The organism is Vallitalea maricola (genome assembly GCF_036985595.1).
Classification (GTDB): Bacteria; Bacillota; Clostridia; order Lachnospirales; family Vallitaleaceae; genus Vallitalea; species Vallitalea maricola.
Genome location: NZ_BTPU01000003.1, coordinates 34,075 through 49,975 on the forward strand (window position 1 = coordinate 34,075; position 15,901 = coordinate 49,975).

A 15,901-nucleotide genomic window follows, 5' to 3' on the forward strand; every position below is an offset into this window, starting at 1 on the left:
CGTATCAAAGTAAAGTTGCTAAAATATTTAACTAAAAAGTAAGTAATAGTAGATCTAGTTGATTAATTTAGAGGAGGATTAAATTATGAAAATAATAAGAAAAAATTTCAGTGTTATTATATATATCGTTATATGTGTTATATTATATAGTAAATTTAAAATAAATATAAATGTATATGCACAAGATTTAGCAGAAGGATACATTGATTATGTTCTTAGAAGTAACCATACCATCGCACTAAAAAATGATGGAACAGTATGGGCTTGGGGAGCTAATCATGATGGAAAATTGGGAGATGGAACAACAATAGGTAAAAATTATCCAGTTCAAGTAATAGGCTTAACGAATATTGAAACTATCATTGATGGTGATGGTTATACCTTTGTACTAAAGAATGATGGAACAGTATGGGCTTGGGGAGCTAATCATCATGGACAATTAGGGGATGGTACAACAACAAATAGGTTAATACCAATACAAATAAAAAGATTAACGAATATTAAAAACATTATTGCTGGAGGTAGTCATACTATAGCACTAAAAAATGATGGAACGGTATGGGCTTGGGGAGCGAATAATAATGGACAATTAGGAGATGGAACAAGAATAGATAGACTAACTCCAGTGCAAATAAAAGGATTAACAGGCGTAAAAACTATTGCTGTAAATTGGTATCGCAATATAGCACTAAAATATGATGGAACAGTTTGGGGTTGGGGAAAAAATGAAAATGGAGAATTAGGAGATGGAACAACAACAGATAGGTTAATACCAATGCAAATAAAAGAGTTAACAAATGTAAAAAGTATTGTCATTAATTGGTTTCATAGTATAGCACTGAAAAATGATGGAACAGTTTGGGGCTGGGGAAAAAATGATCAAGGACAATTAGGAGATGGAACAACAACAGATAGGTTAACTCCAGTGCAAACAGAAATACTAACAAATGTAAAAACTATTGCTGCTGATATGTATCATAATATAGCACTAAAAAATGATGGAACAGTATGGGCTTGGGGAGGAAACGGCAATGGTCAATTAGGAGATGGAACATTAACTGGTGATAGGATTATACCTGTACAAGTAAAAAATTTATTGGATATTAAATCTGTGCAAATAGGGAGTGATTACTGTATAGCACTAAGAAATGATGGAACAGTATGGGCTTGGGGTATAAATAGTTATGGGCAGCTAGGAGACGGAACAAAAAAAGAAAAGGCTATCCCAGTACAAATACTAACAGATGTTATAAAAATAGCAGTAGGAAGTGATAATGCTATAGCAATTAAAAGAAATGGAACCGTATTGGGATGGGGATCAAATTATTGGGGAGAATTAGGAAATGGGATAAATGCAAGAAGTGTGTTGAATCCAACATATATTTATGCGTTGTATGCACCTAATTATCCACAACAACCACAAAATATATCAGTTATACCAAAAATTAGTAATATTAATCTTTCATGGTTAACAGCTTTAAATGCTATTAATTATACAGTTAAAAGAGCAACAACTTCAGGGGGAGAATATACAATATTAGCTGAAAATATAACATCAACAACTTTCATAGATAAGAATGTTGTTAATGGTAAAACCTACTATTATGTGGTAAGTGCTGTTAATAATGGTATATCAATCGATTCATCAGAAGTATCAGCAACATTTAAGACAATAGTGCCTACAATACCAACTAATGTGAGTACAACAAGTGCGAGTCATACTATAAAATTAAGTTGGGATAGTGTAACAGGAGCAGAAAGTTACATAATAAAAAGAAGTACAATATCAGGAAGTGAATATACAGTTGTAGCAGATAACATAACAGAAACAACTTATACAGATGAAGGAGTAAGTAACGGAACCACATATTACTATGTAGTTGTATCAAAAAATGAAGCAGGAGAAAGTGGAAACGCAACAGAAGTTACAGCAAAACCAAAAGAACCAATAACAGTACCAACAGCTCCAACCAATGTAAATGCCACAGGAGATAATAAAAGAGTAGTATTAAATTGGGATAAAGTAACAGGAGCAGAAAGCTACATAATAAAAAGAAGTACAACATCAGGAAGTGAATATACAGTTGTAGCAGATAACATAACAGAAACAACTTATACAGATGAAGGAGTAAGTAACGGAACCACATATTACTATGTAGTTGTATCAAAAAATGAAGCAGGAGAAAGTGGAAACTCAACAGAAGTTACAGCAAAACCAAAAGAACCAATAACAGTACCAACAGCTCCAACCAATGTAAATGCCACAGGAGATAATAAAAGAGTAGTATTAAATTGGGATAAAGTAACAGGAGCAGAAAGCTACATAATAAAAAGAAGTACAACATTAGATGATGGATATACAGCTGTAGCATCTAATATTACTACGTTAAACTATACAGATACAAATTTAACTAATGGTACTACCTATTATTATATAATTGTTGCAAAAAATAAAGCTGGAGAAAGTGATAATTCAGCACAAGTTTCAGCTGTACCTAATAGTAAACCATTAGCTCCAACTAACTTAAGTGCTATAAGTAATGACTTGTCGATTAAATTAAGATGGGGTAGTGTTTCAGATGCAGACAGTTATATTATAAGAAGAAAGTCAATATCAGAAAGCAATTACCAAACAATAGCAACAGATATTACAACAACGACTTACACTGATACAGGATTAAATAATGGAAAAACATATTTCTATGTAGTTCTGGCAAAGAATGAAGTAGGAGAAAGTGCAAATTCAGATGAAATATCTGTTATACCATTAAATGGACCACCAGCAATACCTACGAACTTAATAGCTGAGAGCAGTAATGAATCTGTCAATCTAACATGGTCCAATACAAATGGAGCTTTTACTTACAAAATAAAAAGAGCAACAACTTCAGGCGGACCATACACATTAGTAGCTAATAACATCACTGGTACTACTTATAAAGATACTGGTTTAACTAATGGAACAAGCTACTATTATGTAGTATCTGCAGTTAATACCAAAGGAGAAAGTGCAAATTCAACTGAAGTAATATCACTACCAGATATAACAAAACCTAATTCACCAACAGGGATTAACGTATCTACAGCAGATAAAAGAGTTAATTTGACATGGAATAAAATTGTTAATGCAGATAGCTATATAGTCAAGAAAGCAACTACTTCAGGAGGACCTTATACAATAGTAGCTAATAATTTAACAAAAACAACCTATACTGAGTTAGGATTAAATAATGGAACATCATACTACTACATTATAATTGCTAAAAACGAAAAAGGTGAAAGTGAGCCATCTATTGAGAAAGAAGCTGTACCAGGAATTCAAAAGCCTAATAATGTAATCATACAAGTAGTAGATAAAGAAATAAAATTATCATGGGATCCAGTATCTAATACAGATGTATATAAAATAAAACGTTCAGAGAATTTAGATGGTCCTTATACGGTATTAAGTGAAGGTATAACAGGAACAAACTATGTTGATAACAGTATAAAAGAAAATAAATTATACTACTATGTTATATCTGCTGTTAAAAGTCTAGGTGAAAGCCCAGAAACAGAACCGGTATCAGCTCTTGTAAAAGATTCTGTAGATAAAAGATATATTTTACTTGTAGTACTTAATAACGGTATGCAAAAAGAATATGATGTAGATACATCTACAGCTGTTAAATTCATAAACTGGTATTTAAATAGAGCTAATGGAATTGGAAGTCCATTTTTTACCTTATTTAATCAAGAAAAAGAAGACGTTTTTGAAAACAGTAAAGATTATATAGGATTTAATACTATTTTATATTATCAACTCAATGAATATAAAGTTTATATGCAGAAATAGAAGGATGAGGTGGAAAGTACAATGAATATAAAAAAGATAATTAGTCAAGTGCTTCTTTTAGTACTACTAGTAAGTATTGTAAGTATAGATACACATGCTACTGTACCTTCAAAAGTAAGAGTATACGAAACTCAATCTTTAGACGGTGGGGTAAAATTAAGATGGTCTACAATTTCTAATGCTACTAGTTATATAGTAAAAAGAGCAGAAACAAGATTGGGAAATTATACTGTTATTGAAGATAACTTATTAGAGAATACATATGAAGATACAGAACTCGAAAATGCAAAAACTTATTATTATAAAGTTATAGCTAAAAATGCTGAGGGAAAAGGACAAGAGTCTGAAATTGTGGAAGCAACGCCATCAAAATCAAATTACTTATGGATTGAGATATATGGTTTTAATTCATCAATCGCTAAGTTAGAATTATTTGACGAAAAAGATAATAAAATTTATTTTGATGAGGGATCATTTAATGATCCAACAATTAGAGGTTCATATTATAATTGGGTTTCAGCTATTAAAAATGATGGAGTGTTTTTAAATTCAGCAAATTCAAATACTTATAATTCAGATTATATACCAACAACTCGTATTGGTTTAAAATTAAAACCACATATCGGTATAAAAAAAATTAGCTTTAATGGATATGGTATTAGAGCCAATTTTTATGAGACTATTGAAACATCATATTCTAAAAATCCACAAACTTTTGGTGAAGTAATTTTCACTAATGCTAACAATACAAAATATGAAATTTTAAGATCAGGTTTAGAGGCACAAGGTAAAGATAAAGAAGTTAGTTTACAATGGAATTCTGTAGCAAGTGTCAAAAGCTATATGATTAAGCGAGCAGAATATCAAACTGGTCCGTTTAATGTTATTGAAGGCAATATTTTAACAACCAGATATACTGACAAAACTGTTGACAATCAAAAGACATATTATTATAAAGTAGAAGCTCAAGACCTTTTAGGTAATATTATAGATTTGGGAACAGTATCTGCGAAAACAACAAAATGTATGTTTGTTATAATGGAATTATTTGAATCAAATAATACTACATATAATTCTAGTAGACTTTATGAATTGAATATATTGGATAATAACGATGATATTATAAATTATAGAGTTTCTCAAACTGCATGCTTTAATACTCCAATAGACTATGATCCAGAAAGTAGAATTTATAAAAAAGAGAATCATTACTATAGATATGGTAATTTACATGATAATAATGATACGAAGTATATAGGTAGTCAACTTGGCAATGGGCAATGGGCTAGATTTATTTTAAAACTAGATGATAACATTGGAATATCAAAAATTAATCTATGGACAGGTAATGATTATGCCCCTAAAAAAGTGACTTTTTTTACAGCTTTATCCTATGATTATGAAAACAATTTAAAACTAAGAAAGAATACTAATTTTGCATTTTTTTCAGAAAAAACATTAGCAAATACCGGAGAATTAATAAAATACGAATTTACCCAAACCTCCCCAAACACACCACAAGGTGTAAATGCTATTTCTCAAGATACAAGAGTTAATATTAAATGGAATAAAGTAGATAATGCAGACAGCTATAAAATAAAACGTTCCACTTCACCAAGTGGTCCTTACACAGTTATCCAAGAAGATATAGTGGATTTACAATACACTGATACTGGAGTTATTAATGGAACAGAGTATTACTATGTTGTATCAGCAGTTAACAAAGGTGGAGAAAGTAATAATTCATTAGAAGCTAGTGTTATACCAAGTGCAAAATTACCACAAACACCTACAGGATTAACAGCAAAATCACAACAAAATGGAATAAACTTATCTTGGAATCCAATATATAATGCAAGTAGTTACACTATAAAACGTTCCGAAACAGCGGGCGGACCTTATGAAACAATATTGGAAAATACAACAGACACATCATTTAGTGATTCAGGCTTGATTTTTGGTACAACATATTATTATGTGATAACAGCTAATAACTCTATAGGTATCAGTAATAATAGTGAAGAAATACAAGGTACACCTGGACAGGTATTACCAGAAAAACCTATAAATATAATCACCAAAGTAAAAGAAAATAATGTATATCTCACATGGGATACAGCTAATCATGCAGTAAGTTATAATGTTATGCGTTCTGAGACTGAAGATGGTACATATAATGTAATTGAAAATGTAAAAGGTATATCTTATAAAGATGTGACTGCTGAATCTGACAAAACATATTTTTATAAAATAATAGCTGTAAATGAACAAGGTGAAAGTGAAACTTCCGAACAAGTAAGAGTTGTAGTAAAAGATAATATAGAGCAAAAAATACTCTTATCATTAACAATGAAAAATGGTTCAACTAAAGAATATGTCATAACTCACAGTCAACTAGTTAAATTTATGAGTTGGTATCAAGATAATACTGTTAAAAAAGGTTTACCATATTTCACATTAATAGCAAAGAATAGATATGGTGCATATAAAAGTAGTAAAAAATATATTTTATTTGACTCAATAATGGCAATTGATGTAAAAGAAGTACAATCTAATTAAGATAAAAAGATGGATTCATTAACATATATGTTGATAATATGTTAATGAGTTCTCTCTTAATGATTTTAGTAATTGATAACATGTACTTACTTAACTATATAAGTAGAATTAAATAATTGCTCTAGATTTGCAAGGAGGAAAATAAATGAAAAAGATAAGATATCTTATACTATTGACTTTTTTGATAGTTTTAAATTCATGCTTATTTGTTAAAGGAGCTTCACTTCCATCAGTTCCAACAAATATTCAAGCAACCTCTAACGATAATAAGATTGTATTATCATGGGATGAGGTAGATGATTGTAAGCAATATGAAATAGAAGTAGATGGAGTAGTAATAGATAATAGTCAATACACCATATTTGAGCATGAAAATCTAATGCCATTAACAACTCATAATTATAGAGTCAGAGCATTAAATGAAAATGGTAGAAATGAATGGAGTTCTATAATAACTCAAAAAACAGCTAATCCCAAATTACAACATATAAACATCATGAAAAGTAGTAAAGAATTAATACAACCAAGATATGGTTTTGGAACAGTAACACTTAATAATAAAATATATATAGTAGGTGGATATGGTGATGGTTATATAAGTACAATAGAAGAATATGATCCAGTACAAAAAATGTGGGAAATAAAAACAACTATACCAACCAATAGAATGCAGCCATGTGTTGTAGCTCATAATAACAAAATATATATTATTGGAGGATATAATAACCAAGAAAAAGAATTAAATACTGTAGATGTTTATGATTTGGAAAAGGATTCATGGGAACAAGTTAAATCTATGCCAACCAAAAGAAGTGGGGCAACTGCAGTACAATATAATAATAAAATCTATGTAATAGGTGGTTATAATAGCCAACAAAAAGTGTTAGATGTGGTAGAAGTATATGATACTAAGACGAATTCATGGACAACTATAAAGTCTATGCCAACAAAAAGAAGCCTAATGGATGCTATTGTATATGATAACAAAATATATGTTATGGGAGGATATAATGGTTTCGTTTTAGGAGATGTAGAAGTATATGATATAGATACTGATACATGGGAAAGAAAAGGACAGATGCCTATACCAAGGTATTCGTTTAATACTACTTTACTTAATAATCAAATAATGATAGTGGGCGGATATAATACCATACCTTTTAATACCATAGAGCTCTATAATCCTAATAATAATAAATTCATTCATCAAACGACTCTAAAAAACGAAAGATATGCTTCAGGAGTTGCTGTTATAGATGAAAATCTTTATGTAATAGGTGGAACTAATGAAGCAGTTCCTCTTAATATTGTAGAAAAAGCATATGTAAAAAAAGATGAAGCTCCATATAATTTAAATACTCAAGAAGTTGGAAATGATATTCTTCTTACATGGGATAAAGTAGAAGACGAGACTTTATATGAAGTTGAAATTAATGGTGTAAAAGTGCAAAATGGATTCAATAATTTTTATACTGAAAAAGATATTAAAATAAATAAAAAATACTATTTCAGAGTAAGATCAATCACTGAAAAGGGCATATCACAATGGAGTTCTTATAAAACATACATTAAATATAATGATAAACCTTCATCATATGCTTATATTGGTGAAAGAATTAAAGACGAAGAGAATTATGAATCAATTGATTTATATATTATGACTAAAAATATCAATGATATTTATTCAGCTGAAATAGAATGTACCTATGATAAAGAAGAAATAGACATAACAGCTAATGGTATTAATCAGCTTATTTATTTAGAAGAAAATCCTTATCAATATATTAATTTAGATGAAAAAACAGGACGAATCTATCTTAATTTATCTTTAACAGGAAATAAAGCACAAAATAATGATTTAGTCAATGTTTATAGAATTACACTTAATCTACGAACCTTAGATAATACAAAAATAAATGTAGATAAAATAAATTTGGTTGATTCCGTTGGACATATAATAGACATATCAGAGATATATGACTTAGACATCCCATCATTATACTAAATATGTGAGGTAAACTCTATGAAAAAAGATATAATAATTAAAATTAAGATTATAGCTATGTTAGTAATTCTAACTAATGTAGCAGTTATTGGTACAAATTGTGTTTATGCTGGACTTTTAGATGTCGATTTTTGTGAAATAACTGAAAAAGAAGAAGTATATAGATCAACAGATTTAAGTTCATTTACTGATGAAAGAAAATTTACAGATGAAGATTTAGAAGGAATTGGTAAGAGAAAAAACAAAAATAAACCAAGAATCATTGATGAAAAAGAAATAGAGAAAACATTAGAAAAAAGCGTTAGAATTGATTTTGGTTTAGAAGAACCATCGGATACGTATACTTATTCTGAAGAAATAGGTAATGAAATATATTCAGGCGAACTAACCCTACAAAGTACTGATAGTGAAATCAAATACGGAAAACACTTAGTATGTTATTATGAAAGAAAATACATAACAAAAATAAATATATCCACTAAATATTATGATGCCAAAGGGAAATATCTTGGGGTCACTTACTCATGGGATAATACTAATGATCATGATATTTTCAAAGATAAAAATGATAACATATACATAAAAGAAAGTGCAAAACGATTAAAAACTGAAAGAAAGAATAATTCTGATGGTAGTTATTCAATAATAGATGAATGGGAGGGAAAATATTATACAATCGAGAAAAAGTTAAAGCAAGTTGAAGGTACAACAAAAAATAATATTGGATATTATAAAGGGACAATAAAATCAATAGAATATGAGCATATATATGAAGCTATATATAAAGTTCAATACAAAACAAAAGAAATGAAAGAATCAAATCATGGTAATGATTCATCAGAACAGTTTGTTAGTGATCCTGTAAATATTATAACAGGTAATTCATTTTCTACTGATACTGATTTAGAGTTATTAGATCTTGGTATGAGTATTAATGCAACAAGATACTACAATGCTCAAGATGAGAGGCAGGGAATTCTTGGACAATCATGGAGATTTAATTATGAAAGCTATATTCAAGAAATGGAAGGAAATAATAATTTAAAGGTTATATATCCAAATGGAAGAACTGGGGTATATATATATAATAAAGATAAAAATGAGTATGAAGCTTTACCAGGTTTCTATGACCAATTAATTAAAGAAGATGATGGAACCTATACATTAATATTAAAAAATAAAACTAAATATTTTTATAACATTAATAAAAAACTTTCTAAGATAAAAGATATACAAGGTAATGAAGTTAGCTTAATATATAACTCACAAAACCAATTGATTCAAGTAAAAGGAGCTCTTGGTAAATATATTAATATAACTTATGACCAAGGTAAGATTATAAAAATAACGGATTCTTTAGGAAGAAGTATTACATATACGTATAATAATAATTTAATAGAAAAAGTAATTGATGATGCTGGTGCATATACGAAGTATACATATGAGGGTAATAAAATAAAATCAATCACAGATAAGAATGGAAAAGTATATATAACCAATGATTATGATGAATTTGGACGAGTAATAAGACAAACTGATGGTAATGGTGGAGAGATTAATTATGATTATAATATTATAACAAAAGAAAATTATTATCATAATGTAAAAACTGGAGAGAAAATAAGATATCAATATAATAAAAGATGTTATATTACAAAAAAAATATATGAAGACAGTACCTATGAAGAATATACTTATGATGAAAAAGGTAATAAAAAAACATCAAGGAATAGAAATGGGTATGTTACGACCTTTATTTATGATGATAGGAATAATATTGTTAAAACAATATCTCCAGAACCTCATAATTATGAAACTAAGTTAGATTATGATGAAAACGACAATGTAACTAGAATTACTAGACCCAATGGTGTAGAGGAAAATTATACTTATGATGCAAGAAATAATTTAACTGAAATTGAAAAACAATTAGATGAAAACACAAAAGCAGTTACAACATTTTCATATGATGATACAGGAAGAAGATTATCAAGTACTAATCCATTAGGCTATACAACATCATATCAATATAATGATTATAGTCCTCTACCTATAAAGGTCATTGACCCAGAAGGTAATATTACAAATTATACATATGATAATGGAAATCGGGTTAAAACAGTTACCAAAGATAATAGTACATTAACATATGAATACGATCATCTAAATAATATTACGAAAGTAATTGATCAAAATGGTAATATTACTAGAATGAAATATGATAAGATGGGGAATTTAATTAAATCAATAAAGCCTAATCAATATGATATTTCTTCCGATGATGGTATAGGAACAACCTATAAGTATAATGACATGGATAAAATAATAAAAACTATTGATCCATTAGGTAATATATACGCTAATAAATACGATAATGCAGGTAATTTAGCTAAAGTAATTAATCCAAATACATATGATGACGTAAAAGATGACGGAGAAGGAAAGAGCTTTGTATACGATACTAACAAAAGATTGATAAAAACTATAAATCCTTCTGGAGCACAAGCTACAATTAAATATGACCCATTAGGTAATGTTTTAAAATCTATTACAGCTAATAACTATAATGAGACAACAGATGATGGAGAAGGTATAAGTTATACTTACGATTCATTGAATAGAATAGTAGCTATTAAAGATAAAGACGGAAATACAATAAGTAAAAATATCTATGATGAAGTTGGTAATATTATTAAGATTGTTGATTGTGATGGTTATGAAACATTATACAAAAACAATGATGCAGGTTGGTTATTAGTAAAACAAGAACCATTAAAGGAAGAAAAGGGTAAAGTATTATATAGGCAAACCAGATATAAATATGATTTACTAGGTAGAGTAATAAAAGAATATAAATCTAAAGATTATGTTTTAAAAGATGGTAATGCTGAAGAATATAATATTATTAATTATAGTTATAATAAAAATAACCAAGTAATTAAGGTAACAGATTCATCAGGAGCTAATATACAGTACAAATATAATAATCAATCACAATTAGTAGAGCAAAAGACAAAAATAAGTGATGATGTATTTAGTATAAAAAAATATGTATATGATAAGCTAGGGAGAATAATAAAGGAAATCCAAGTTATAGATGGTGAAGATATTGGTAGTACTAATGAAAAAGAAGAAGCGATAACAGAATATACATATGATAAAAATGGTAATTTAACACAGATAAAAACTCCGCTAGGATATAAAACTATTTTTACATATGATGCAAACAATAGAATCATAAAAAAAGAAGAAGAAGTAGAAAAAGATTGGTTGAATGAAACACATGTAAAAGCTAATATCTATTCACATAAAGACAAAATATATGAGAATAATATATATACTTATAATGTAAACATTGATACTACTGAAAAAATATCAGATATTAACCTAAATATAAAATATGACCCAAGGGTATTTGATATAGAAGGAATCGAAAAAGAAAATGAAAGTATAGAGATTAACACAAATACTATAGGTCAAATATCTATATCCAGTAGTGAAGTATATAATATAGGTAAAACAGATATCCTAAAAATAAAGCTACGAGCTAAGAGTCAAATAATAGGTTTAGGTTATGTGACATTCACAGAAGAAAGTACCTATAAAAATAAAAATGGAGAAGTAAAACCTTTTTCAGAATTAACAGGTCAACGATTAGATATAACGGGACCTGATTTCAATCTAAATCAAAAGGTTGAAATTAATGACTTAACATTAGCGGCACAACAAATAAGTCAAAATGGAGTCAATACAAATTATCAGTACAAATATGATACTAATAATGATGGAAAAGTTGATACAGATGATTTAACCTATATAAGTGAATGGTTAGACCATAATAACAGTAGTAATTACAAAAAATTAGGAATAAGCCAAATAAAAAATAAAATAATTAATACTACATATGCTAAAGGTACTGATAAGGTTATCAGAGAAACATCTTATGAATATGATAAGGCAGGAAATCTGATAAAAGAGACTGATGCAGAAGGCGTGATTGAATATGCTTATGATTTACAAAATAATTTAATCAAACAAAAAGATAAAGAGGGCAACATATATTGTTATAAGTATGATGAAGAAGGCAATGTTATTAAAGAAATCAAGCCAGAAAATTATAATGAAGAAACTAATGATGGAAAAGCAGTCTCTTATACTTATGACTATCTTGGAAGATTAACGGTTGTTAGAGATGAAGAAAATAGGGTTGTACAAAAAAATATCTATAACGCTAAAGGCAAGCTCATACAACAAATAGACCCAAAAGGATATCAATCTGCGGCTAACGACGATACAAGATGTAAAACAGAGTACTCCTATGATATTGGTGGTAGGCTAATTGCTATAACAACACCTGAACTAAAACAAAAAGGCAAACAGAATACAACATATACCTATGATGCCCAAGATAATATTATAACTATCACAGATGCAGAGGGCAATGTAACTAAATATGTAAGAGATTTATGGGGAAGAGCAGAAACAATTATTAACGCAAAAGGTAATTCTTCAAGATATACTTATGATTATGCAGGTAATGTAACTTCTAGCATTGACCCAAAAGGTAATAAGACTAAATACGTTTATAATAGTCAAAATAGGTTAAAAACAGTAATTGATCCCCAAGGTAAAGAAATAAAATACTTATATGACTTAGAAGCAAGAGTCATAAAAGAAACAGATAGAGCAGGACAAGATATTCATTATAAATATAATAGGGATAATAATTTAATACAAAAAAGTGTTGAAGGCAAGAATCAAGATCAATATTATCTATATAATCAAATCGGAAGGTTACAAGCAACAATATCCAATAATGGTATCGAGAGATATAATTATAATAAAAACGGTTTGATAACAGATAAGATAATGAACAATGAGATTATATTAAGCTATAAGTATAATGCGAATAATCAAATAAAATCTCTAACAGATATACAAGGAAATGCTATAAATTATACTTATGATAGTCAAGCTAGGATAAAAGAAGTAAAAGATAATACTAGTACATTGGCAACCTACAATTATAAAGATAATCAACTTGATGCTGTTACCTATAATAATGGATTAAGTATTAATTATGATTATAATAAAGATAATCAAGTTACAAGAATTACTCACAAAAAGGATAGTAACAAGATTCTAAATACTTATGATTATATCTATGATTTGAATGGCAATATTATAGAAAAACTAGAAAACCAACAGTCAACAAAATATGAATACGACCAATTATATCAATTAACTAAGGTTAATTATCCAAATAATATAGAAGAAAAATATACATATGATGTTTCAGGTAATAGACAAAAAAGAACATTAAAAGAATCTATATTAGACGGACAATCTTCACCGATAGTAAAAGAAATAACTACAAACTATCAGTATAATAATCTAAACCAGTTAACAAAATCTATAGAAAATGATATAATAACTACATATTCATATGATAAAAATGGTAACTTGATCAATGAAAATAATTCAAAATCAGGTACAATTTATTATAATTATGATGCGTATAATAGATTAATTAACGTTACTAAACCAGATGGACAATATCAAACTAATTATTATACAGTAGGTAACTTAAGAAAAGCAATTGAAGAAAATGGTGTATATACAGGATTTGTGTATAATGCTGGACAAGTAGTTAGTGAGCATAATTCTTATGGTGAAATTAGACAAAATATCATAAGAGGATATCAACAAATAGCTACGAAAGATGATACTAACCAAATTAATTACTATCTACATAATGTTCATGGAGATATAACAAGCATTGTTAATAGCGAAGGTAAAATGTTAAATGCATATAACTATGACGCATATGGTAACATAACTTCAAAAGAGGCATTAGTACTTAACAGATATAATTATGCTGGTGAACAATATGATAATGTAACAGGTCAATATTATTTAAGAGCTAGATATTATAATCCTACAATTGGGAGATTTATTCAAGAAGATAGTTTTAGAGGCGACGGGCTTAATCTTTACTCCTACGTACAGAATAACCCTGTTAACTTAGTAGACCCGAGTGGTTATTGTGGTAAAAAAACTAAAAATAGTGATACGACAGCTGATTATCTTAATTCAGCAGAAGATGGTTTAAACATGACTTCAAAGGTATTAGATTCAGTTTCTAAATTAGGTCAAACATATATTCCTGAGATACTTAAAAGTGCAAAAAGACCTAATAATATTGGGATTGGACAATGGAATAAATTAGTAGCTACAAGAGTTGCTGAGGTCATAAAGGATTTGAAAATATTTGAGAATTTAGGAACAAATTTATCAAAGCTTCAAGTTTTTACAGTAGCAGGTAAGAATATGCAACAAAATATTGAGAACGGTACTGAGGCTTCAAATGTTATTTCTGATTTAACTGTTGATATAAGCTTTGGGTTTGCTTCTGTAGAATCTGGTAGTTTAGTTTATACTTTGATTAGTACTTCCATAGGTGGTATACCAGGTGCAATCGTAGGGATAGGCTCTTCTCTAGGTCTAGATTATCTTATTAATAATCAAAAAATTAATGGTCATTCCATTACAGAATGGGCTAAAAAAGGAACGTCTCATTGGTTTAATAGTTACTCTGACTATATAAGTGATACTAATGCATATATGTTTGAAGATAAAAGTCCTAGTGAAATTGGCAAAGAAGCTGCAATTCATAATCTATATAACTTTACTTGGCAATATGGTTTTTAAATAAAACAATAAATTTAGCTCGTTATGTAATGTTGCATAACGAGCTAAGACTATAGAATGAAAGGAGAAATGGTATAGCCTATATCATATGCGATTAATGAAAAATTTTTTAGAAATTGATAGAGAGAAAATAGATGCTTATATAAATTATGAGCATATTAAGATTGATAACGAGGGTATTAAAAAAAACATTAAGGGATTATTAGGTATTTATATTGGGGTTACAATTATTATCGGAGTATATGGTTTATTGAATATAATGATAATATCATTTATGATATTATCAAGCATTTTATTGGTATTTTATACTAAAAAGATTCTTCTTGATGAGTCTCAGCTTATTAAAAATTGGGCTTTATATAGAGGAGTATTTTCCATAATTATTTCTTTGTTATTATTAGCCGGTTCATTTAGTACGCTATATAAACTCAATCTAAATAAATTAATATTTATAGCAATGATATGTATTTATCTTATAAGTATTTTATATTTGATTATTTCTAAAATAAAACAAATAGAAAAAGGGTATTTTCATAAAAAAAGCCAAACAATAAAAAACGCAGGGTACTTTTTTGCTGGTTTAGGTATTTTAATATCTAGGTATTTTATTGCTAACCTTAATGATAGGGATACTTTATTTGCATTTACAATAATATTATATATAATGAGTTTAGCACTTTTAGCAGGTATACATAATGTGCTTAAATATTTATTGATAAATAGAAAAACTTGAAATTTTATTCCATTATTAAAAAGGACTATTGATTTATTTCTTTACTATGCATATCCAT

5 protein-coding genes are annotated in these 15,901 nt (G+C 28.3%); all 5 read left to right on the plus strand.

All coding sequences use genetic code 11. The annotated features are described in order from the left end of the window. The first annotated feature begins 85 nt into the window (after positions 1 to 85). On the plus strand, positions 86 to 3,835 hold the full coding sequence (locus tag AACQ14_RS01135; RefSeq protein ID WP_339361728.1) for an RCC1 domain-containing protein: 3,750 nt from the start codon (positions 86 to 88) through the stop codon (positions 3,833 to 3,835). 21 nt (positions 3,836 to 3,856) lie between these two features. After that, the gene (locus AACQ14_RS01140; RefSeq protein WP_339361729.1) at positions 3,857 to 6,394 is read left to right on the plus strand and encodes a fibronectin type III domain-containing protein; all 2,538 of its coding nucleotides are present in this window, start codon (positions 3,857 to 3,859) and stop codon (positions 6,392 to 6,394) included. A gap of 145 nt (positions 6,395 to 6,539) precedes the next feature. Next, complete coding sequence (locus tag AACQ14_RS01145) at positions 6,540 to 8,399, plus strand: Kelch repeat-containing protein (RefSeq protein ID WP_339361730.1); 1,860 nt, start codon at positions 6,540 to 6,542, stop codon at positions 8,397 to 8,399. Between the two features lie 18 nt (positions 8,400 to 8,417). Continuing rightward, on the plus strand, positions 8,418 to 15,110 hold the full coding sequence (locus AACQ14_RS01150; RefSeq protein ID WP_339361731.1) for an RHS repeat-associated core domain-containing protein: 6,693 nt from the start codon (positions 8,418 to 8,420) through the stop codon (positions 15,108 to 15,110). 97 nt (positions 15,111 to 15,207) lie between these two features. Then, on the plus strand, positions 15,208 to 15,843 hold the full coding sequence (locus AACQ14_RS01155; protein WP_339361732.1) for a hypothetical protein: 636 nt from the start codon (positions 15,208 to 15,210) through the stop codon (positions 15,841 to 15,843). Positions 15,844 to 15,901: the final 58 nt, after the last annotated feature.

Coding starts and splice junctions, on each gene's coding strand:
- AACQ14_RS01135 (WP_339361728.1), top strand. CDS start 86: ATGAAAATAATAAGAAAAAATTTCAGTGTTATTATATATATCGTTATA.
- AACQ14_RS01140 (WP_339361729.1), top strand. CDS start 3,857: ATGAATATAAAAAAGATAATTAGTCAAGTGCTTCTTTTAGTACTACTA.
- AACQ14_RS01145 (WP_339361730.1), top strand. CDS start 6,540: ATGAAAAAGATAAGATATCTTATACTATTGACTTTTTTGATAGTTTTA.
- AACQ14_RS01150 (WP_339361731.1), top strand. CDS start 8,418: ATGAAAAAAGATATAATAATTAAAATTAAGATTATAGCTATGTTAGTA.
- AACQ14_RS01155 (WP_339361732.1), top strand. CDS start 15,208: ATGAAAAATTTTTTAGAAATTGATAGAGAGAAAATAGATGCTTATATA.